The sequence below is a fragment of the Aureimonas sp. AU40 genome, assembly GCF_001463785.1.
Lineage (GTDB): Bacteria > Pseudomonadota > Alphaproteobacteria > Rhizobiales > Rhizobiaceae > Aureimonas.
Genome location: NZ_BBWL01000041.1, coordinates 14310 through 35896, shown reverse-complemented (window position 1 = coordinate 35896; position 21587 = coordinate 14310). Strand labels below are relative to the sequence as shown.

The 21587-nt window shown below is 66.8% G+C and carries 21 protein-coding genes and 2 tRNA genes; 8 read left to right on the top strand and 15 right to left on the bottom strand.

The window, feature by feature from the left end:
* Nucleotides 1-87: 87 nt before the first annotated feature.
* From AUL32_RS13740 to AUL32_RS13725, 4 genes are all read right to left on the bottom strand, one after another.
* Nucleotides 88-1032: a D-ribose ABC transporter substrate-binding protein gene (locus tag AUL32_RS13740; protein ID WP_061976460.1), complete on the bottom strand. Its 945-nt coding sequence runs from the start codon at nt 1030-1032 to the stop codon at nt 88-90.
* An 83-nt stretch (nt 1033-1115) separates the two neighbouring features.
* Entirely contained in the window at nt 1116-2204 is a 1089-nt protein-coding gene (locus AUL32_RS13735; protein WP_062116824.1) for an ABC transporter permease, read from the bottom strand.
* 26 nt (nt 2205-2230) lie between these two features.
* Nucleotides 2231-3766: a sugar ABC transporter ATP-binding protein gene (locus AUL32_RS13730; protein ID WP_062115920.1), complete on the bottom strand. Its 1536-nt coding sequence runs from the start codon at nt 3764-3766 to the stop codon at nt 2231-2233.
* A complete protein-coding gene (locus AUL32_RS13725) occupies nt 3766-4425 on the bottom strand; it encodes a DUF2291 family protein (RefSeq protein WP_156421466.1) in 660 nt (219 codons plus the stop codon). Before AUL32_RS13725 ends, AUL32_RS13730 begins: the two co-directional genes overlap by 1 nt.
* A gap of 427 nt (nt 4426-4852) precedes the next feature.
* Here AUL32_RS13725 and AUL32_RS13720 point away from each other — a divergent pair, with 427 nt between their 5' ends.
* The 4 genes from AUL32_RS13720 to AUL32_RS13705 all read left to right on the top strand — a co-directional run bounded on the left by AUL32_RS13720 (nt 4853) and on the right by AUL32_RS13705 (nt 10156).
* Complete coding sequence (locus AUL32_RS13720; RefSeq protein ID WP_062115917.1) at nt 4853-5818, top strand: sugar-binding transcriptional regulator; 966 nt, start codon at nt 4853-4855, stop codon at nt 5816-5818.
* Nucleotides 5819-6004: 186 nt separating this feature from the next.
* Entirely contained in the window at nt 6005-7645 is a 1641-nt protein-coding gene (locus tag AUL32_RS13715; RefSeq protein WP_062116818.1) for an FGGY-family carbohydrate kinase, read from the top strand.
* Nucleotides 7645-9156 (top strand): glycerol-3-phosphate dehydrogenase, encoded by a 1512-nt coding sequence (locus tag AUL32_RS13710; protein ID WP_062116815.1) that lies wholly within the window; start codon nt 7645-7647, stop codon nt 9154-9156. Before AUL32_RS13715 ends, AUL32_RS13710 begins: the two co-directional genes overlap by 1 nt.
* A 67-nt stretch (nt 9157-9223) precedes the next feature.
* Entirely contained in the window at nt 9224-10156 is a 933-nt protein-coding gene (locus AUL32_RS13705; RefSeq protein ID WP_062115914.1) for a sugar phosphate isomerase/epimerase family protein, read from the top strand.
* Nucleotides 10157-10292: 136 nt separating this feature from the next.
* Here the strand turns inward: AUL32_RS13705 and AUL32_RS13700 are convergent.
* Both AUL32_RS13700 and AUL32_RS13695 read right to left on the bottom strand, forming a co-directional pair.
* Nucleotides 10293-10377, bottom strand: a tRNA-Leu gene (locus tag AUL32_RS13700).
* Nucleotides 10378-10509: 132 nt separating this feature from the next.
* Nucleotides 10510-10594, bottom strand: a tRNA-Leu gene (locus AUL32_RS13695).
* A gap of 175 nt (nt 10595-10769) precedes the next feature.
* Between AUL32_RS13695 and lipB the strand changes: the two genes are divergently transcribed.
* The 4 genes from lipB (at nt 10770) to AUL32_RS13675 (ending at nt 13671) form a co-directional block, all read left to right on the top strand.
* Nucleotides 10770-11531, top strand: coding sequence for a lipoyl(octanoyl) transferase LipB (gene lipB / locus AUL32_RS13690; protein ID WP_082659664.1), 762 nt, complete (start codon nt 10770-10772; stop codon nt 11529-11531).
* Entirely contained in the window at nt 11528-11989 is a 462-nt protein-coding gene (locus tag AUL32_RS13685) for a YaiI/YqxD family protein (protein WP_156421465.1), read from the top strand. The genes lipB and AUL32_RS13685 overlap by 4 nt, the downstream gene beginning before the upstream one ends.
* An 84-nt stretch (nt 11990-12073) precedes the next feature.
* The gene (locus AUL32_RS13680) at nt 12074-12895 is read left to right on the top strand and encodes a cytochrome b/b6 domain-containing protein (RefSeq protein WP_062115911.1); all 822 of its coding nucleotides are present in this window, start codon (nt 12074-12076) and stop codon (nt 12893-12895) included.
* A complete protein-coding gene (locus AUL32_RS13675; protein ID WP_062115909.1) occupies nt 12892-13671 on the top strand; it encodes a molybdopterin-binding protein in 780 nt (259 codons plus the stop codon). Before AUL32_RS13680 ends, AUL32_RS13675 begins: the two co-directional genes overlap by 4 nt.
* 6 nt (nt 13672-13677) lie before the next feature.
* Here the strand turns inward: AUL32_RS13675 and AUL32_RS13670 are convergent, their stop codons facing one another.
* The 9 genes from AUL32_RS13670 to rplQ form a co-directional block, all read right to left on the bottom strand.
* Nucleotides 13678-14412: an ATP12 family chaperone protein gene (locus AUL32_RS13670; protein WP_062115905.1), complete on the bottom strand. Its 735-nt coding sequence runs from the start codon at nt 14410-14412 to the stop codon at nt 13678-13680.
* A gap of 21 nt (nt 14413-14433) precedes the next feature.
* Entirely contained in the window at nt 14434-15132 is a 699-nt protein-coding gene (locus AUL32_RS13665; protein ID WP_062115902.1) for an HAD-IA family hydrolase, read from the bottom strand.
* 3 nt (nt 15133-15135) lie between these two features.
* Entirely contained in the window at nt 15136-16128 is a 993-nt protein-coding gene (locus AUL32_RS13660; protein WP_061976470.1) for an RluA family pseudouridine synthase, read from the bottom strand.
* A gap of 80 nt (nt 16129-16208) precedes the next feature.
* A complete protein-coding gene (crcB, locus tag AUL32_RS13655) occupies nt 16209-16592 on the bottom strand; it encodes a fluoride efflux transporter CrcB (RefSeq protein WP_062115899.1) in 384 nt (127 codons plus the stop codon).
* Nucleotides 16593-16598: 6 nt separating this feature from the next.
* Nucleotides 16599-17948 (bottom strand): replication-associated recombination protein A, encoded by a 1350-nt coding sequence (locus AUL32_RS13650; RefSeq protein ID WP_062115896.1) that lies wholly within the window; start codon nt 17946-17948, stop codon nt 16599-16601.
* A 13-nt stretch (nt 17949-17961) separates the two neighbouring features.
* A complete protein-coding gene (locus tag AUL32_RS13645; protein WP_441294107.1) occupies nt 17962-19389 on the bottom strand; it encodes a DegQ family serine endoprotease in 1428 nt (475 codons plus the stop codon).
* 147 nt (nt 19390-19536) lie between these two features.
* Nucleotides 19537-19707 carry a hypothetical protein gene (locus AUL32_RS25270; RefSeq protein WP_156421120.1) on the bottom strand — a complete coding sequence of 57 codons (171 nt, stop codon included), beginning with the start codon at nt 19705-19707 and terminating at the stop codon, nt 19537-19539.
* A 263-nt stretch (nt 19708-19970) separates the two neighbouring features.
* Nucleotides 19971-20996, bottom strand: coding sequence for an NAD-dependent epimerase/dehydratase family protein (locus AUL32_RS13640; RefSeq protein WP_062115890.1), 1026 nt, complete (start codon nt 20994-20996; stop codon nt 19971-19973).
* Nucleotides 20997-21087: 91 nt separating this feature from the next.
* Nucleotides 21088-21513, bottom strand: coding sequence for a 50S ribosomal protein L17 (gene rplQ / locus AUL32_RS13635; protein WP_062115887.1), 426 nt, complete (start codon nt 21511-21513; stop codon nt 21088-21090).
* Nucleotides 21514-21587 lie beyond the last annotated feature (74 nt).

Here is a 21587-nt window from a genome sequence, read left to right as displayed (position 1 = left end):
TGCCCCAAACACGAAAAAGCCGGCCGCAGCAGCACTGCGACCGGCCCCAAAGCGTCGGGACGATCGGGCCGGAAAGGCCAGGCCGCCTTACTCCTTCATGACGAAGGGCGAAGCGTAATCGTCCACATTGTCCTTGTTGATGATGATGCAGTCGAAGAGCTGCTTCTCGCTGGCAGCGCCCGTCTTGCCGGTCTTGATGAAGCTGTCGGCCTGACGCACGGCTTCCTTGGAGAAGACGGCGACCGGCTGCAGCACGGTGTAGGCGAGTTCGCCGGCCTTGATGGCGGCGACCGCGTCCGGCGAGCCGTCGAAGCCGCCGACCGTGATCTTCGACAGGGCGCCGGCTTCCTTCAGCGCTGCGATGGCGCCGAGCGCCATCTCGTCGTTGCCGGAGATGACGCCGTTGATGTTCGGGTTGGCCTGCAGAAGGCTCTGCATCTTGGAATAACCCTGGCGGCGATCCCAGTTGGCGACGTCCGAAGCGGCGAGCTTCAGGTCCGGATACTGGCTGAGAACGGTCTTGTAGCCGTTGGAGCGCGTGGCGGCGTTGTTGTCCGAAGGCGCGCCGAGCAGCTCGACATAGGTGCCCTTGTCGCCGACCGTCTCGACCCAGGCCTGGGCGCCGAGCGCCGCGCCCTGCGCGTTGTTGGAGACGAGCTGAGCCTTGGCGAGGCCTTCCTGGTTGATCTCGGCGTTCACGAGGAAGACCGGGATGCCGGCCGCCACCGCCTTCTTCACCGCGCCAACCGAACCGTCCGCATTGGCGGGATCGAGAATGATCGCCTTGGAGCGGTTGGTGATCGCCGTGTCGATCAGGTTGCTCTCGGTGTTGGTGTCGCCCTTGTGCGAGGAGACCACCGCCTCGTAGCCGAGGTCCTTGGCGGTCTTGGAGGCGATCTCGCCTTCCGTGAACCAGTAGGGGTTGGACGGATCGTTGACGATCACCGTCACCAGCCCTTCGGCCGCGGCGGCGCCCGTGAAGGCCATGGCGACGATGCCCGCGAGCAGAAGGCTCTTGCCTTTTTTCAGCATGTTGTCTCTCCCTTGAAGTCTTTGGCTGGTGATGCGCCGGGCCCGGGCCGGGTCCGGCGTTTTCCGCGCGTCGGTCAGGCCCGTCAGGCCTTGGCTCCCTGCTGCGGGGAAGGCGTCGCAGCAGCCGCAGGGGCGCGCTTGGGGCGCCGGCCATACTGGATGCTGTTGAGAAGAACGGCGAGTACGATCACCGCGCCGGTGAAAACGGTCTGCCAGTAGGAAGACACGCCGATGATGACAAGGCCGTCCGACAGGAAGCCGATCACGAAAGCGCCGAGCAGCGTGCCGCGGATCGTGCCGCGCCCGCCGGTGAGCGCCGCGCCGCCCACGACCACGGCGGCGATCGCCGTCAGCTCGTAGGTGGAGCCGGCCGTCGGGCCCGCCGAGGTCAGCTGCGAGGATAGGACGAGGCCGGCGATCGAAGCGCAGACGCCCGACAGGACGTAGACCAGGATCTGCGTGCGCTTGACCGGCACGCCCGAGAGCTCCGCTGCGCGTGCGTTGCCGCCCGTCGCATAGACCCAGCGGCCGAATGCGGTGCGGGCGAGAAGGACGCTGCCGATGATGGCGATGACGATCAGGATGAGGACGCCGATCGGCACGCCGAACAGGCGGTTGAAGCCGAGCCAGTCGAAGCCGGTGTTGCCGAGCTCGGCCCGGCCGCCGAGATTGTTGTAGGTCAGGCCGTTGGTCATCAAGAGCGCCACGCCGCGCGCGACATAGAGCACGCCGAGCGTCGCGACGAAGGCCGGCACCTTGAGATAGGCGATCAGCGCGCCGTTGAGGACGCCGATCAGCGCGCCGAGCGCGCAGGTGAGAACCACCACCGCCCAGACCGGCGGGTAGAGAATGACCCCCAGCATCGGCAGCGTGAGACCCTGCATCAGGAACCCCGCGATGACGCCGGCGAGGCCCAGCGTCGAGCCGACGGACAGGTCGATGCCCCCGGTCAGGATCACCAGCAGCATGCCGATGGCCAGAAGGCCGAAGATGGCGACATGCGAGGACATGATGAGGAAGTTGTTCACCGTGAAGTAGAACGGCGACAGGATCGAGAAGACGACGATGATCGCGACGAGCGCGAAGAAGGCGCGTCCTTCCAGAAGCAGGCGGGCGAGGTCGAAGCCTTCGGACCCTGCCTTGGCGGATGGGGCGGCGGTGCTGGTACTCATGATCGGGTTTCCCATCTCTTTCTGGTTCAGGCGACCACGGCTTCGCCCGACGCGGCCATGATCTTTTCCTTGGTGACGTCGGAGGGGAACTCCGCCGAAATGCGGCCCTTGCTCATCACGATGATTCGGTGGGCGACGCTCAGGCATTCGCTGACCTCGGAGGTCGAGAACACCACCGCGAGCCCTTCGCGCGCGCGCTCGGCCAAAAGCTTGAAGACCTCCGACTTGGCGCCGATGTCGATGCCGCGGCTCGGCTCGTCGAGCAGCACGACTTTGGGATGGGTCGCCAGCATCTTGCCGATCACGACCTTCTGCTGGTTGCCGCCCGAAAGCGAGCCGATGGGCGCCGAGCCGCCGGAGGTCTTTACGTGGACGCGGCGGATGGAGTCGGCCACCAGCCCCTCCTCCGCCCGCTGCGAGGTGAAGAGCCGGCGCGTGAACGCCTTGATGCTGGCGAGCGACAGGTTTTCGCCGACCGACATGGTCTGCACCAGCCCGTCGCGCTGACGATCCTCGGGCACGAGCACGAGCCCGGCCTCGATCCGCTCGGCGATGGAGAGATCGGAAATGTCCTCGCCGCGCAGGAGCACATGCCCGCCGCTGACCGGAACGCGGCCGGCGACGGCTTCGAGAAGCTCGGTACGTCCCGCGCCCATCAGCCCGTAGATGCAGACGATTTCGCCGGCTCGCACGTCCAGCGACAGTCGATCCACCGCGTCCGCGCCGGACGGCAGCGTCACGCTGACGTCGCGCACCGATAGCGCGGTCTCGCCGAACGCGTAGCCGGACGGCGGCGAGCCGAGGTCGAAATTCTCGCCCACCATGTGCCGGACGATCCATTCGAGATCGATGTTCTTGCGCTCGGCATAGGCCGTCATCGCGCCGTCGCGCAGCACCACGGCATGATCGGTGATCTGTAGGGCTTCTTCGAGATGGTGCGAGATGTAGACGATCGACACGCCCCGGCTCGTCAGGTCGCGGATCACCTTGAAGAGAACCTCGACCTCCGAGGCGCTGAGCGCCGAGGTCGGCTCGTCCATGATGAGGATGCGCGACTTCATCGACAGCGCGCGGGCGATCTCGACGATCTGCTGTTGGCCGAGGCGAAGCTCCTCCACCGGCGTCAGCGGGTCGATGTCCTCTTCGAGTTCCAGCATCAGGGCGCGGGTGATCTCGGCCTCGCGCTCGAAATCGACGCCAGTCGCCGTTTGGATCTCGCGACCCATGAAGATGTTGTCGCGGACGCTGAGGTTCGGCGCGAGACTCAGTTCCTGGTGGATGATCGAGATGCCCCGGTCGCGCGCGTCGTTGGCGGAGCTGAACTGCACGGGCTCCCCGTCCAGCACGATCTCGCCGGAGGTCTGCGGCGTGACGCCCGACAAAATGCGCATGAGCGTGGACTTGCCCGCTCCGTTCTCGCCGAACAGGGTCGTCACCTGGCCGCGATGAATGTCGAAGTTCACACCCTTCAGCGCGTGGACGCTGCCGTAGGACTTGGCGACGTTTCGGGCCGAAAGGACGGTCTCGCCTTTCGTGAAGGCCGCGGCGGACGTCTTCGACATCACTGCACCGCCAGCTTGACGGGCGTAACCAGCCAGTTCTTGGCGTTCACGAGGCGGAACACGCCGGTGACCGCGACCGTCTTGCCGGACAGCGCCTTCACGTCGACGGGCGAGAGAACCTCGGCCTTCATGGCGTTGTTCAGCGCCGAGCCGGCGTCCTGATATTCGATCTGGTTGGTGAACTGGCCGAACTGGATCGTGCCCGTCGCGTCGCGCAGCTCGGTTCCGTTGATGGCCGGGCCGGTCTGGACGCGCAGCGTGGTGCCCTCCGGCATGCCCGGCACGGCGATCGTGGTGATGCCCGCCTTGGGCTCGCCGGCCGTGCCGCTGAAGGAAACGGAGAACAGCACCGTGCCGCCCGAGCTGACGCCGTATTTCTCGCTCGCCGCCGCCTTGTTCTCGAGGAGAGCGGCGGCCAGCGTCGGAGCGTCCACGGCCTTGGCGACCACCGCGTCGCGAATCTTGGGGAACTCGCTCTGGCCATAGGTCGCCGGCGAGAAGCCGGCCGGGCCGGCGGCCGCCTCGGAGCCGATGCGCACCACCACCGTGTCGTAGGCGATGCCGACGAGAAGCGCGAGGCTGACGAGCGAGGTGACGATCGTGCCGGTGCCGATCACGCGACGCTTCGCCTTGGGGGCGGTTAGGCCAGATACAGTCATGAAGCGACCTCCCATGAGGTTGAGGCCGGACACGCGGGCGAGATGTGCCCAGCCGGCCCCGGCCGAAGGATCGGCGGGTGTTGTCAGGCGTGGCGGGGACAGGCGCGCGGAAGCGAAAGCGCGGATCGCCCGGATGGGCAAGGCGTCTTCGTCGTCGTGCTGCGCATCGGTCTGTCCTCCCACCTGAAGCCGGCCCGACCCGATCCTCCTCGCCGGGCGGCTTCCCATCAATTCGCACGGGGCTCGAAGCCCCGCCATCTCGCGTCTCGCGCCCGCCTTACCCTCTCTCACCCTGGTAAGGACAGCGAAGCATCCACGCTGTTCGGCCGCACTCGAACCCTTGTGACTTCGTTGACAAGGACGAGTCTGCGTGAAAGACTTTGCACCAATTGAAAAATAATTCAATACGCAAACCACGGGATCGGACATGGCACGGATCGCCACGAAGCGTGTCGATGACGACAGCCTCGCCATTCGCGCCGCTTGGCTCCACTTCGCCGCCGGCCTGACGCAGGCCGAGGTGGCGGAGCGGCTGGGCGTGTCCAACGTCAAGGCGCACCGTCTGGTTAGCTGGGCCAGCCAGTCCGGCGCCGTGAAGGTGACGATCGACGGCGACGTGACGGAGTGTCTGCGGCTGGAAGAGCGGCTCTGCCGGCGCTTCGGCATGAGCTACGCGCAGGTCGTTCCCAATCTCTACGAGGACGGGCTGCCGCTGCGAGCGTTAGGCATCGCCGGGGCCGGTTTTCTCAAGCGTGAGATCGAGAATTCGTCGGACAAGATCATCGGCATCGGCCATGGGCGCACGCTGGCGGCGGCGATCGCCGCCTCGCCGCGCATCGACTGCGGCTCGACCCGGTTCGTGTCGCTGATGGGCGGCCTGACGCGCAACTTCGCCGCCAACCCGCACGACGTGATGTATCGCCTGGCCGAGCGGACAGGGAGCGCGGCCTATGTGCTGCCGGTACCCTTCGTCGCCAACTCCGCCGCCGACCGGGACATTCTCCTGTCGCAGCGCGGCGTCGCCGACGTGTTCGATCTGGCGATGCGCGCCGACCTGATGATCGTCGGCATCGGCACGACCGAGCCCGACGCCCAGCTCGTGGGCGCGGGAATGATCGATCTGGAGGAGATCCGCGAGGTCCAGGCCGGCGGCGGGATCGGCGAAATTCTCGGCCATTTCTTCGACGAGGCGGGCAAGCCCGTCGAGACCTCGCTCGCGGCCCGCACGCTTTCGCCCGACCTCGCCTCGCTTTCGGGGCGGCGCATCGTCGCGATCGCCGGCGGCGGGGCCAAGATTCGCGGCATCGGCGCCATTCTTCGCAGCGGCCTTCTCGCCGGTCTGGTGACCGACGAGGAGACCGCGACCGCGCTCATGGCCGACGAAACCGCCTGAGACGCCCATTCGAGGCAAATTAGGGATGGGGCGACAAACGCGCGCTCGGTGCGTTTGCCCCATCGCAAGACGAGACGCATCCGGCTGTCAGACGATCGGAACGATCGCGCCGCCGATGCCAACGGGGAGGAATTGGGATGCGAGGCTCGACCGCCCATCCATTCGGCCGACGCGCGGGAGCGCGCCATGTCTGACACCAGGGACATCCTGATCGGCATCGATGCCGGCACCTCGGTCATCAAGGCCGTGGCCTTCGACCTGGCCGGGCGGCAGCTCGCCGTCGCCTCGGTGCTGAATCACTACGCGATCGGGCGCGACGGCTCGGCCCGTCAGTCTCTTAAGCAGACTTGGGACGACTGCGCCCGCGCCTTGCGCGATCTCGGCGAGCGGGTCCAGGACTTGGCGCGCCGCACGGCCGCGCTCGCCGTCACAGCGCAGGGCGACGGGACATGGCTGGTCGGCGCCGGCAATCGGCCGGTGACGGACGCCTGGCTTTGGCTCGACGCGCGCGCAGCGCCGAGCGTGCGCCGGCTCGTGCGCTCGCCGCTGGAGCGCCAGCGCTTCGAGCGCACCGGAACGGGCCTCAACACCTGCCAGCAGGGGAGCCAGATGGCGCATATGGACGCCACCGCGCCCGAGCTTCTGGACGGCACCGAGGTCGCGCTCCACTGCAAGGACTGGCTTTATCTCAACCTTACCGGCGTGCGGGCGACCGATCCCTCGGAGGCGAGCTTCACCTTCGGCGACTTCCGCACCCGTCGCTACGACGACACGGTGATCGAATCGCTCGGCCTGACGGCGCGCCGCCACCTCCTGCCCGAGATCGTGGACGGGACCGAGATCACCCATCCGCTTTCGCCCGAAGCCGCGGAGGCAACGGGCCTGCTAATGGGAACACCGGTGAGCCTCGGCTATGTCGACATGGTGATGACGGCGCTCGGCGCCGGCGTCCATGCCGGCGGCGCGCCGGCCGCCTGTTCCACGGTCGGCTCCACCGGCGTCCACATGCGCGCGGTGGCGCAGGGCGACGTGATGCTGAACGCGGAAGGAACGGGCTATGTCATCGCGCTGCCGGTTCCCGGCATCGTGACGCAGGTCCAGACCAATATGGCCGCGACGCTGAACATCGACTGGGTGCTGCGCGTCGCCGGCGATCTCCTCTCCGAGATGGGCAGCGAGTTCGCCCACGGCGATCTGGTGAAGCGCATCGAAGGCTGGATGGAGAAGAGCCAGCCCGGCGCCCTCCTCTACCACCCCTATATTTCCGACACCGGCGAGCGCGGCCCCTTCGTGAATGCCGACGCGCGCGCCGACTTCATCGGCCTATCCGCCAACCACCGTTTCCCCGATCTGCTTCGCGCCGTGGTGGAAGGCTTGGGCCTTGCCGCGCGCGATTGCTACGCCGCGATGGGCGAGCTGCCGAAGGAGCTTCGACTGACCGGCGGCGCCGCCCGTTCGCGCTCGCTGCGCGGCGTGCTGGCGGCCTGCGTGGAGGCGCCGGTGCGTGTATCGGCCCGCGAGGAAGCGGGCGCGGCGGGCGCGGCGATGATGGCGGCGGTCGCGGTTGGGGCCTATCCCACGATGGACGCTTGCATCGCGGAATGGGTGACGCCGCTTCTGGGCGAGCCGGAGGCGCCCGACGCCGACCTGATCCGTACCTATCGCGGCCTCTTTCCGGCCTATTCGCAAGCCCGCCGCGCACTGGTTCCGGTGTGGAACACGCTGGCCGAGGTTCGCAATGCGGCGCCCGACGCGGGCGCCGAGGCCGAATCCGAACACACAGAACAGACACTCATCGCGGCGATATCCGCCGAAAGGAGCGCATGATGGCGGAACTTCCGATGGTCGATCTCTTCGTGATCGGCGGCGGCATCAACGGCGCGGGCATCGCGCGCGACGCGGCCGGACGCGGGCTGAAGGTCATTCTCTGCGAGAAGGACGATCTGGCGCAGGGCACCTCGTCGCGCTCGGGCAAGCTCGTCCACGGCGGCCTGCGCTATCTCGAATATTACGAGTTCCGGCTGGTGCGCGAGGCGCTGATCGAGCGCGAGGTGCTGCTCGATTCGGCGAGCCACATCATCTGGCCGATGCGATTCGTGCTGCCGCACAGCCCCGAGGATCGCCCGGCCTGGCTCGTGCGTCTCGGCCTGTTCTTCTACGACCATCTGGGCGGCCGCAAGCGCCTGCCCGGCACGCGCTCGCTGGACCTGCGGCGCGACCCCGAAGGCGCGCCGATCCTCGACCAGTACACCAAGGGCTTCGAATATTCGGATTGCTGGGTGGACGACGCGCGCCTCGTGGTGCTGAACGCCGTCGGCGCTGCCGAGAAGGGCGCTGAGATCCTGACCCGCACCGCTTGCACCAGCGCGCGGCGCGAGAACGGCCATTGGCGCGTCGAGATGCGCGACGAGCGCACCGGCACCACGCGCACGGTTCTCGCCCGTTGCATCGTCAATGCCGGCGGCCCCTGGGTCAACGACATCGTGGGCCGCGTGGCAGGCAGCAATTCGCGCCGCAACGTTCGCCTCGTGAAGGGCAGCCACATCATCGTTCCCAAATTCTGGGACGGCGACCACGCCTATCTCGTCCAGAACCACGACAAGCGCGTCATCTTCATCAACCCCTACGAGGGCGACAAGGCGCTGATCGGCACCACCGACATTCCTTACGAGGGACCGCCGGAGCAGGTGAAGGCCGACGAGTCGGAGATCGAATATCTGCTCGCCGCGGTGAACCGCTACTTCAAGGAGAAGCTGAGGCGCCAAGACGTACTGGAGACCTTCTCCGGCGTGCGCCCGCTCTTCGACGACGGCCAGGGCAACCCCTCCGCCGTCACGCGCGACTACACGTTCGATCTCGACGAGACCGGCGGCGCCCCGCTCCTCAACATTTTCGGCGGCAAGATCACCACCTTCCGCAAGCTGGCCGAACACGCCGTGCAGAAGGTGGCCAAGTTCTTTCCCAATATGGGTGGGGACTGGACGGCCGGGTCCAAGCTGCCCGGCGGCGAGATCGCCAATGCCGATTTCGTGCAGTTCAGCGAGGACATGCGCAACGCCTATCCCTGGCTGCCGCGCGGGCTTCTGCATCACTACGGCCGCCTCTACGGCGCGCGGATGGAGCGGCTCCTGGCGGGCGCGACCTCGATGGACGGGCTCGGGCGGCATTTCGGCGCCAGACTCTACGAGGCCGAGGTGCGCCATGTCGTCAACAACGAGTGGGCCTTGAAGGCCGAGGACGTCCTGTTCCGCCGCACCAAGCAGGGCCTGCACATGAGCCCGGCCGAGCGCGAGGCCTTCGCGCAATGGTTCGACACGGAGCTCCTGCGCGCCGCCTGACGGAAGCCCGGCGCGGCTTGTAATGGTCGCGCCCCTTCCCCGTTCTTCGAATTCTCAAGGAGCCCCGATGGCCCTGACGCTGTCCCTCAACACCAATCCGCTGGTGAACCGCTTCGCCGACCCGAACGATCTCATCGAGACCGTGGCGCGGGACCTGCGCATCCGCGACCTGCAACTAACGCACGAGTTCATCAACCCGTCCTGGCCGGCGCCCGTGATCCGCCGACTGACGCGGCAGATGGGCGCCGCGCTGGAGCGCACCGGCGTGCGCGTCACCTCCGGCATGACTGGACCCTATGGCCGCCTCAACCATTTCGGCCATCCCGACCGCGACGTGCGCCGGTATTACGTCGACTGGTTCAAGACCTTCGCCGACATCACCGCCGATCTTGGCGGCACGTCGGTGGGCACGCAGTTCGCGATCTTCACGTTCCAGGACTATGACGATCCGGCACGGCGCGAGGCCCTGATCCAGACCGCCATCGACTGCTGGGCCGAGGTGGCCGAACACGCCAAGACGGCGGGCCTGTCCTACGTCTACTGGGAGCCGATGTCGGTGGGCCGCGAGTTCGGTCACACGATCGCCGAGACACTGGCGCTGCAGGACCGGCTGACGGCGGCCGAGATGGCGGTGCCGATGTGGATGATGGCCGATATCGACCATGGCGACATCACCTCGTCCAACCCGGACGACACCGATCCCTATGCCTGGGCGCGCGCCGTGCCAAAGGTCTCGCCGATCATCCATATCAAGCAGAGCACGATGGACAAGAGCGGCCATCGCCCCTTCACGGCCGAGCACAACGCCAAAGGTCGCATCCAGCCCGAGCCCCTGCTCCAGGCCTTTGCCGAGGGCGGCGCGGTGGACAACGAGATCTGCCTGGAGCTCTCCTTCAAGGAGCGCGAGCCGAACGACCGGGCCGTCATCCCCGCCATTGCCGAGAGCATCGCCTTCTGGGCGCCGCATATCGACACCGGCGCATCGGATCTGAAGATCTGACGACGCGACAAGGCCGGCCTTCGGGTCGGCCTTCTCTTTCCGGTGAAGGAAAACCCAAGCCGGGAACGCGCAAACGCCACACGCGATCGGCAGGGATCGTTCGGATGGCTCGATATAGATCTTGTCTGGAAAAGAATGGTGCGGTCGAGAAGACTCGAACTTCCACGGGTTGCCCCACAGCGACCTCAACGCTGCGCGTCTACCAATTCCGCCACGACCGCACGCCGTGTTCCCGGGCTTCCACCGAGTGCCGATCTCGCGACCGGTTGAAAGGCTGCAGGCAGCGCTTCCGATGTCGCAGAGCTATATCAGCGCCTGAGACAGGTCCTTCAAATTGGCATGAAGGAGAAAAATGGTGCGGTCGAGAAGACTCGAACTTCCACGGGTTGCCCCACAGCGACCTCAACGCTGCGCGTCTACCAATTCCGCCACGACCGCACGTCGTGCCCGAGCTTTCGCTCAGGGCCGGCCTCGCGACCGGTGTGCGGCGTTTAGCAAACGCCCCCCAAGCGCACAAGCGTTTTCGCGGGCGCTCGCCGGTTTTTCTTCGAAGCCCTTGATCGCGCACGCGAACGCACTTTGCAGTTTCGTCGTGGAAGGCTAGAGACATTCCATGGACGTTCCCTCTCCGCTCCCCCAGCCCAGCCCCCGACTCGCGACGCAGGCCGTGCGCTTTCAGCCGGCGGAACCGGGCGGTCCGGTGGAATGGATCATCCGCGACGGGCTCATGCCCTACCCCGAAGCGCTCGCCTGGATGGAAGCGCGGGTGGACGCCATCGCGCGCGGCGAGGCGGCGGAGGCCGTGCTTCTGGTCGAGCATCCCGCGCTCTACACCGCCGGCACGTCGGCCCGGACGGCGGACCTTCTCCAGCCCGACCGCTTTCCCGTCTATGCGGCGGGGCGCGGCGGCGAATATACCTATCACGGGCCGGGCCAGCGCGTGGCCTATGTCCTGCTCGACCTCAAGCGTCGGCGCCCGGACATCCGTGCCTTCGTCTCCGCCCTGGAACACTGGGTGATCGCAACGCTCGCGCAGTATCACGTACGCGGCGAACGGCGGGAGGACCGGGTGGGGGTCTGGGTGCCCCGGCCCGATAAAGCCCCTCTGCCCGGCGGCGCCGGGGCGGAGGACAAGATCGCCGCGATCGGCATCCGCCTGCGCCGCTGGGTGACGTTTCACGGCATCAGCCTGAATGTCGACCCGGATCTCACGCATTTCTCCGGCATCGTGCCCTGCGGCATCGCCGGCTATGGCGTTACCAGCCTCGTTGATCTCGGCTTGCCGATCTCGGTGCCGGAGGTCGATAGCGTCTTGCGCGCCCAGTTCGAGACAGTGTTCGGCCCGACCGAAAGCCGCCCTTTCGAGGCCGCATGAGCAACCTGCTGCCGGTCCGCCTTCTCATCGACGCCGATGCCTGCCCCGTGAAGGACGAGGCGCTGGAAATCGCGGATCGCTTCAAGGCTGAGACCGTGATGGTGTCGAACGGCGGCCTGCGCCCGTCCCGCTATCCCGGCGCGCGGCTCGTCACCGTGTCGGCCGGGGCGGATGCGGCCGATCATTGGATCGCAGAAGAAGCCACCGCGAGCGACATCGTGGTGACGGCGGATATTCCGCTGGCCGCGCGGGCGCTGGAAAAGGGCGCGCTGGTCCTCCATCCCGACGGGCGACCTTTCACGCCGCAATCCATCGGCTACGCCCTCTCGATGCGCAGCTTCAACCAGCACTTACGTGAGACCGGCGAGAGCAAGGGGCTGAACAAGGCTTTCACGCCGCAGGACCGCTCGCGCTTTCGCGGCGAGCTCGACCGCGCCCTGCGACGGCTCACCGCATAAAAAGCCGCAGCCCGCCGCATCCCTGCCGGCTCGCGTGCCGTATATGAAGCATCAGCCTTTCGCCGATCGCATGGTGTTCGCCCGATGAAACTCACCGCCCCACGCGACGGGCCGCTTGTCCGCCGCCACGCCCTGACGACGCGCCTCACCCATTGGCTGTGGGCGCTCTGTCTCTTCTTCCTGCTCCTGTCCGGCCTACAGATCTTCACCGCGCGGCCCGATCTCTACATCGGCCAGCAGTCGGGCTTTGGCTTCGACAACACGATCTTCTCGATCGGCGCAGCCTATCAGGACGGGCAGTTGACCGGCGTCACGCGCCTGTTCGGCTCGACCTTCGACACGACCGGTTGGCTGGGCGTGATCGACCGCGCGGGAACGCCGCAGCCGCAGACCTTTCCGGCCTGGATGACGGTGCCTTCCTATCGCGATCTCGCGACCGGGCGCGTCGTGCATTTCTTCTTCGCCTGGCTTCTGGCCGGCACGCTGCTGCTCTGGCTCGTCGGCAGTCTCTTCAACCGGCATCTGGCGCGCGACATCCTGCCCAAGGGGCGCGATGCCAAGCACCTGCCCCGCGACATCGCCGATCATGCCAAGCTGCGTCTCCATCATGGCCGCACCTACGGCCCGCTGCAGAAGTTCTCCTACTTCGGCGTCCTGTTCGTCGCTCTGCCGCTGATGATCGCGACGGGGCTCACCATGTCGCCCGGCATGAACGCTTATGCGCCCTGGCTGCTCGATCTCTTCGGTGGCCGGCAGACCGCGCGCACGATCCATTTCGGGATCATGCTACTGCTCGTCGCCTTCTTCGTCGTGCATGTGGCGATGGTGCTGCTCGCAGGTCCGTTCAACGAATTGCGCTCCATGATCACCGGCTGGATGCGGATCGACCGGGAGGACGCCCGATGACCATCAAGCTCGATCGCCGCCGTTTCCTGACCGGAGCCGCCGTCGCTTCCACCTCGGCGCTGGCGGGCTGTTTCGACCCGCTGTTGGCCAATGATTCGCAGGTGCGCGGCGTCTTGGAAAAGGCCAACGAACTCACCTATCGCGCCCAGCGCCTGCTGCTCGGAAGCGACCATCTGGCGCGAGAGTTTTCGGCCTCCGAAATCCGCCAGCCGATGCGCCCCAACGGAATCACCGATCCGCAGGACACCGACTATCTCACCCTGGCCGGCGGCCAGTTCGAGGCCTATCGGTTGCAAGTGGGTGGGCTCGTGGAACGCCCGGCGAGCTTCTCGCTCGGCGAGTTGCGCAACATGCCGCCCCGCACGCAGATCACCCGGCACGACTGCGTCGAGGGCTGGAGTTGCATCGCGCAATGGACGGGCGTGCCGTTGGCTCTCGTGCTCGATCAGGTCGGCCCCAAGCCGGCGGCCCGCTATGCCGTGTTCTCCTGCTTCGACACGATGGAGAACGGCTTCACCGGCCCGATCCGCTACTACGAATCGATCGACCTGATCGACGCCCGCCATCCGCAGACGATCCTCGCCTATGGCATGAACGGCCAGCCGCTGCCGGTCAGCAACGGCGCGCCGATCCGCCTGCGGGTCGAGCGGCAGCTCGGCTACAAGATGGCGAAATATGTCAGCGCCATCACGCTGACCGATGGTCTCGCCGGGTTCGGCGATGGCGCCGGCGGCTATTGGGAAGATCGCGGCTACGAATGGTTCGCCGGGATCTGACGTCGCTCATTGAGGGCGCGAGGCGTCCAGCATCAGCGCGGCCATGCGCATGTCCTCGAACCGGTTGGCGCGCCGGTTCTGCGCCTCGGCGTCCTCGCCCCATTGTTCGATGTTCCAGTCCTCGTCGATATGGGCGAGAGCCCAAGCCCGCTCGGCGTCGAGGAAGCCTCTCGAAACCGCCAGTGCTAGAAGCAGCGAGCCGGTCAGCGTCGTGATCTGATGCAGCGCCGCGAGGCGAAACGGATCGGCCTCGGCTCGCACCAGCGCGCGCAGCGCCTCCACGGTCGGCTCGGGCTGCGCGACGAACATGACGCCGACGCCCCGCGCGAAGCTCTGCCCCGTGCGCTGGCTGGCCCAATCCATCACCGGGTCCCACCCTTCCGCCTCACGGGCGGCAAGACGCTGCGGCTCCGCAGCGCGATAGGCCAGGAGATCGGTCTCGGCATAGCGGCCAAGGTCCTCGGCCACGCTCGCCGGGTCTGGTGCGACGCCATCGAGCACAGTGTTCACCAGCCGCGTCATCGGCATGGTGGCGGGGTCGATATGCGTACCCTGCGCCCGCCATTCCCGCGCCACCTCCTCCGCCACCGCCCGAGCGAGAACGCTGAGCACGGCGCGCGAGGGCGTGCGCACTGCGCGCCCGTCGAGGCGGATCGAGAAGCCTCCCTCCTCCTCCTCGACAAGGGTCACGTCGGTGTAGAAGCGCTTCGGCAGATCCGGGCGGGCGGTCAGAGTGGACATCACATTCTCCGGGATAAGCGCCTAGCGAAGGGCGAGCCGCTCGGCGGCGGAGGGCGCGCTGGCCACCCAGTCGTCGATCCAGGCTTCCAGCCCCTCGGCCGTGGCGGCGACGGCGTTGGCGCCGTGGAACAGGAGTTCGTTGGTGGAGCCGGCGCCCCAGTCGACCCCGATCGCTTCCGCCCCGGCCGCTTTTGCCATCTGCATATCGTAGATGGCGTCGCCGATCACGACCGTGTCGGCCGGATCGACGCCGAGCTCGGCGCAGCATTCGAGAACCATGGCGGGATGCGGCTTGGACGGGCAATCGTCGGCCGTGCGCACGGCGAGGAACAGGCCCTCCAGCCCATGTGCCTCGACGATCATCCGCACGCCCCGCTGCGACTTGCCGGTGACCATGCCGAGCAGCACCTCGTCGCGCGCCGCCAGTCGGCGGAGCATCGGCTCGATGCCGGGAAACAGCGCCTCGGAATGAACGCCCTCGGCCCGCACGCGGTGAAAGGCGTCCTTATAGGCCGCAACGAGACGGGGAAGTTCGCTCTCCGGGACGGTCGGTGCCAGGGCATGGATGGCGCGGTCGAGCGACAGGCCGATAATGCCGCGCACGGCCGCCTCGTCTGGGTCGGGCAGGCCCGATTCCTCAAAGCAGCGCCGCATGGTGCCGACGATCAGGCCGAACGTGTCGGCCAGCGTGCCGTCGCAGTCGAAGAGGACGAGGCGCATGGATCAGTCGTTCTCGGCCGCTTCGTCGAAGCCGAAGAGGTTCCAAGTCTGGACCATGTGCGGGGGAAGCGGCGCGATCTGGTCGATCATCTTCCCGCGCCCGTCCGGATGGGGGATCGTGATGCGGCGGGCGTGGAGATGCAGCTTGTTCTGCACGCCGCCAGGAAACTCCCAATTGGTGTCGTGCTCGAAATATTTGGGATCGCCCAGGATCGGGTGGTTGATATGCAGCGCGTGGACGCGAAGCTGGTGCGTGCGCCCGGTATAGGGCTCGAGCTCTACCCAGGAGAAGTTCTGCGCCACCTGATCGATCACGCGGTAATGCGACAGGGCGTGGTCGGCCCCCTCCTCGCCATGGCGGGCGACGCGCATGCGGTCACCATCGGCGGTCGCTTCCTTGACGAGATAGGTCGAGATACGCCCGTCTTTGGGCTGGGGCACGCCCTTCAGGATCGCCCAATAGCGCTTCTTGGTGTCGCGCTCGCGAAACGACTTGGTGAGCGCCACGGCCGCGCCGCGCGTGCGCGCCACGACCAGGATGCCGGACGTGTCGCGGTCGAGCCGGTGCACGAGGCGCGGCTTCTCGCCCTTCTTGGAGCGCCAGGCCTCCAGCATCTTGTCGACGTGTCGCGAGAGGCCCGAGCCGCCCTGTACGGCGAGGCCCGCCGGCTTGTTGAAGACGAAGACCTTCTCGTCCTCGTAGAGCAGCATCTGGCTGAGCACGTCGCCATCGTGCTTGTCGCGGATCGTGTTGGCGGTGAGCGGCGCCACCTTCAGCTTGGCGGACTCGCCGCCCATGGGCGGAATGCGGATCAACTGGCCGGCTTCGACGCGCGTGTCGGTCTTGGCGCGACCGCCATCGACGCGCACCTGGCCCGAGCGCAGGAGCTTCTGAAGATGGCCGAAGCCGAGGCCGGGATAGTGAAGCTTGAACCAGCGGTCGAGACGCAGCCCCGTTTCGTCGGGCTCGACCCGGATCTGTTCCACGCTAACCATTGGTGACGTCCTTTTCGCTTTCCCCGGCCATAGCGCAAATACGCCGGGGCGGAAACGGCTTTGGCGCCCGAGGCTTCGCGTCAGTACAGATGGCGCGCCAGCGCAAGGCCCGCAAACAGCGCGCCGACCCCAACCAGGATCGAGGCCGCGAGATAGACGAAGGCCGTCAGCAGCGCTCCGCGCTCGGCCAAAACCGCGACATCGAGCGAGAAGGTGGAGAAGGTCGTGTAGCCGCCGAGAATGCCGGTGGCGAGAAACAGCCGCAGCCCCGCCCCGGCCGTGCCGGCATAGCGGCGCGCGAGATATTCGATCAGCACGCCCATAACGAAGGAGCCGGTGACGTTGACGAAGAGCGTTCCGAAGGGAAAGGCCGACCCGAACCAGCGCGTCGCGGCGACCGCCGCGCCATAGCGCAGCAGCGAGCCGAGACCGCCGCCGACCGCCACGAGAACCACATTCAGCATCGAGGATCAGCCCTTTCCACCGCGCGCACGGCGCAGACGATCCCATTCGTCCATGCGCGCGGCGATGCGCGCCTCCTCGCCTCGCTCGGTCGGGCGATAGAAGCTTTGCCGCCCCAGCGCTTCGGGGAAATAGTCCTGGCCGGAGAAGGCGCCCGGCTGGTCGTGGTCGTAGGAATAGCCCGAACCGTAGCCCTCTTCCTTCATCAGCTTGGTCGGGGCGTTCAAGATATGGCGCGGCGGCAGAAGCGAGCCGTTTTCCTTGGCGACCCGCATGGCGGCCTTGTAGGCGGTATAGACGGCGTTGGATTTCGGCGCGGCCGCGAGATAGACGGTCGCCTGCGCCAAAGCCAGTTCGCCCTCGGGAGAGCCGAGATAGTCGTAGGCGTCCTTCGCCGCATTGGCGATCGAGAGCGCGCGCGGGTCGGCAAGGCCGATGTCCTCCACCGCCATGCGCACCAGCCGGCGGCCGAGGTAAAGCGGGTCCTCACCCGCATCGAGCATCCGGCAGAGATAATAGAGTGCGGCGTCCGGGTCCGACCCGCGCACCGACTTGTGCAGGGCCGAGATCAGATTGTAGTGCCCGTCCTGGCTCTTGTCGTAGACGGGCGCGCGGCGCTGCACGACGCGCTGCAGCGTCTCGGCGTCGAGCGTCTCTCCGGGCTTGGCGGCGCGCCAGACCTCCTCGGCCAGCGTCAACGCCGCTCGCCCGTCGCCGTCCGCCATTCGCAGGAGAACGGCGCGTGCCTCCTCGTCCAGAGGTAGCGGCCGGTTCTCCGCCGCCTCGGCCCGCTCCAGGAGCTGCCGAAGGCTCGTCTCGTCATGGGCGCGAAAGGTCAGGACACGGGCGCGGGAAAGAAGCGCGGCGTTCAGCTCGAAGGACGGGTTCTCCGTGGTCGCCCCGACGAGCACCACGGTCCCGTCCTCCATCACGGGCAGGAAACTGTCCTGCTGCGCTCGGTTGAAGCGGTGGATCTCGTCCACGAAGAGCAAGGTCTGGCGGCCGTTGGAGCGGCGCATCCGCGCCGTCTCGAACACTTTCTTCAGGTCGGCGACGCCGGAAAAGATCGCGGAAATCTGCTCGAAGGCGAAATCCACCTCGTTCGCCAGCAACCGGGCGACGGTCGTCTTTCCCGTGCCGGGCGGGCCCCAGAAGATGATGGAGCCGAGGCTTCCATTGGCGGGCATGCGGGTGAGCACGCCGTCCGGTCCGGTCAGATGCTCCTGCCCGACGACCTCGGACAGGCTCTGCGGGCGAAGCCGCTCGGCCAAGGGCGCGCCGCGCGCCGGGCCCTTGGGGTTCGCAGGCTTGTGGTTCGCGGGCCGGGCTTCCGGCGCATCCCCGAACAGATCGGCCATGCGCCGTCCTCCCTTAACGCACGAACTGGGTCAGCACCTTGCCGTCCCGCTCCACCTCCAGGCGCCAGCCGCGACGCCCGTCCTCCGCGCGTCGTTCGAGATCGGCCGACGAGGCCACTTCCCGCCCGTTCAGCGACAGGACGATATCCTTCGGCTGAAGCCCGAGCCGGGCGGCCGGGCTGCGCGGATCGACCTCGGTCACGACGACGCCACGCTTGGTCTGCGCCATCTCCAATTCGTCCGCAAGCCGGGGCGAGAGATTGGCAACGCTAGCGCCCGAGAAGGGCGTCTGGCCCTCCAGGTTGCGCTCATCGCGCGCCGGGGTCTCGGGCGCTTCGTCGAGTTCGAGGCGCACCCGCTCGGTCTTGCCGTCGCCGGAGCGCACCGTCAGGTCCGTCTGGCGCCCGAGGCCGGCGGTCGCGAGGCGATAGCCCAGCGAATCGGGGCCTTCGATCGGGAATCCGTCCATCGACAGGACCACATCGCCGGGCCGCAGCCCCGCTTCCGAGGCCGGTCCGCCGTCCACGACGCCCTGGATCAGCGCGCCGGACGGCCTGTCCAGCCCGATCGCCTCGGCGATGTCGGACGTGACCGGCACGAAGCTCGCGCCGATGTAAGGCCGCAGGAAGGGCCGTCCGTCGCGCGCGGCGTCCACGAAAGCGCGCACCATGTTGGAGGGAATCGCGAAGCCGATGCCGAGCGAGCCGCCGGAGCGCGAGAAGATCGCAGTGTTCACGCCGACCAGTTCGCCCTTCATGTCGATCAGCGCGCCGCCGGAATTGCCGGGATTGATGGCGGCGTCGGTCTGGATGAAATAGCCGAAATCGTCGGAGCCGAGATGGGTGCGCGCCAGGGCCGAGACGATGCCGCTCGTCACCGTCTGGCCGATTCCGAACGGGTTGCCGATCGCCAGCACGAGATCGCCGATCTCGGCCGAGTCCGAGTCGGCGATCGGCACCACCGGGAAGGGCTGGTCCGATTCGATGCGCAGCACGGCAAGGTCCGCCCGCTTATCCTTCAGGAGGATCTTCGCGTCGAACTCGCGCCCGTCGGCCAGCGCCACGCGCACCTCGTCCGCTCCTTCGATCACGTGGTTGTTGGTGACGATCAGCCCGGACGAATCGACGATGACGCCCGAGCCAAGGGAGGACTCGAGCCTTGGGCGACGAAGCTGATTGCCGAAGAACTGCTCGAAGAACGGGTCTCCCGCAAAGGGGCTGCGCTCGGGCACCCGTTTGGCGGCGTAGACATTGACCACCGCCTGCGCCGTCTTCTTCACCAGCGGCGCGAAGGTCAGCTTGATCTCGGCCTGGGCGCTCGGCGCACGCTCCACCGGCTGAACGGGAACCGGCATGTCGGCGGAGGGCTGGGCCGACGCACCCTGCGCCAGACCCGAGACGGACAGGAGAAGGGCGGCCCCCGCCAGCTTTAAGCGTGTCATGCAATGCTCCATGGGACATGCGAACCGATGATTCGATGGCTCGCAGCTTCTGGCGCTAAATAGGGCTCAATCCCGGCAGAAGGGAGCGCCCATGAAAAAAGGGCCTCGCGGCCCTTTCTTTTCGATCTTATGCGGGAAGCGCCGAGATCAGCGCGCCACCACCGTCCGGTCCATCGAGACGGACGCCGTCTCGGGAAGCTCGGCCGTGGCGTAGCTGGCGGTCAACACGCCGAAGGCCAAGGTCGCGCCAAGGAGAGTCAGCACAGTACGACGCATCGAGAACCCGTCGGTTGGGATGGAATTGACGCGATTGTCCATGATTTTCGTTTATTCCGTGTAAAGCTTGCGACCGCTCGGGGGCGGTGATCCCGTTGCCTCGAAAATGCCATGGAGCCGAAAAGGTTGCCGGGCTCCGACACGTCTTTCGAGGGGGGTGTCTCCGTTGCAACAGCTATCGCACAGCCTCGCGCAAGCCCGCTATTACGCATCTGCAACAGGGGGCATTTGTCGAAAACTTCGGGCTTCACTTGTGGAGACTGGGTGAAACGCGAAATTGACTTCGCGTCTTCACCTTTCATTCATCATCTCACCAGACCGAAGCGGATCAACGACTCGCCAAGCGCGCGAACGGCCTCACGAGGCTCGCGAAACTCCATTCCCAACACCTCCCGTGCCGGGCCTGTGTCCAGCCGCTTCGCGTCCCCCAGTTCGGCGGCGAGCATACGCGCGCGCCGCGAAACGCGGGCGGCCAGCCGAATCGGAGTGGATGGGAAAAGATGTTTCGGCATGCGCCGCGCCAGTTGCGGAAAGGAGGCTCGCAACTCGTCTGCGATGTCCATCAAGCTCAGCGCCCCGCCACTCACGATGAAGCGCCGCCCGGCCGCCGCCGGATGCGTCAGCGCCGCCACATGCGCCGCCGCTACGTCGCGGACATCGACCACGCCGAAGCTGATCTTGGGCACGGCGGGCATCCGCCCGTTCATCATCAGTCGCACCAGCGTGGCGGAGGTGCCGAGCCGCTCGTCCAGCAACGGGCCGAAGACGAGTGAGGGGTTGATCGTAATGAGCTCGGTTCCACTCCCGGCGAGGGTCTGCCACGCTGCCTTTTCGGCTTCCGTCTTCGAAACGGCATAGGGCGAGATACTCTCGCTTTCGACATTCGACACGTCGCGATCGGTGAAGAGCTTCGAACGCTCACCCTCGTGCCCATAGAAGATGGACGCGACCGAGGAGGTCAAAACCACACGCTCGGCATGGGCGGCCTTCGCGGCCTCTAGAACACGCACCGCCCCACCCTTGGCTTCCGGAACAAGCGCAAACTTCGCGCGCGGCTGCGAGGCGGGAAAGGGCGACGCCGTGTGAAGGACGAACCGACATCCTCCCACCGCCTCGCGCCAGCCCTCCTCCCGGTTCAAGTCCGCGCGGACGCTTTCGAACCGATCGACCGGCAAGCCGGCAGCTTGGAGCAGGCGTTGAAGCTCGACAGAACGGGCCGGGTCCCGCAGACTTCCGCGCACGCGAGCGCCCTCACGCACCAGCGCCAGAACGATATGCTTGGCGATGAAGCCGGTGCAGCCGGTGACGAGGACGGTTTCACCCTGGAGCATGATCTCGGTTTCCTATGGCTCCCATAGGGAGAGGAGCCCTAAAAGTAAAAAGGGCCCCGAAGGGCCCTTTCCATATCGATGTTAGCTGAAATTAGCTGGCGTCGGAGGTGGACGCTTCGGCTTCCAGGCGGGCCCGGTCAACGGCGCCGCGCGCATCGACGTCGCGATCGACGAACTCGATCACGGCCATCGGGGCGTTGTCACCGCGACGGAAGCCGGCCTTAAGAACGCGGGTGTAGCCGCCGTTGCGGTCGGCGTAGCGCGGAGCCAGCGTCGCGAACAGTTTCCGGATCACGGTCTCGTCGCGAACCTGGCTGATCGCCTGACGACGGGCGTGCAGGTCGCCACGCTTGCCGAGCGTGATCATCTTCTCGACGATCGGGCGAAGTTCCTTCGCCTTCGGCAGCGTTGTCACGATCTGCTCGTGCTCGATCAGCGAAGCCACCATGTTGGCGAACATCGCCTTGCGATGCTCATGGGTGCGGTTGAGTTTACGGCCGCTATTGCCGTGACGCATGTTCAGTCTCCATCAGAAAGGTCCGGCTCGCGCCGGGGACGGCATCCTCGCAACCCGGGTTGGCCCCGGTGCAT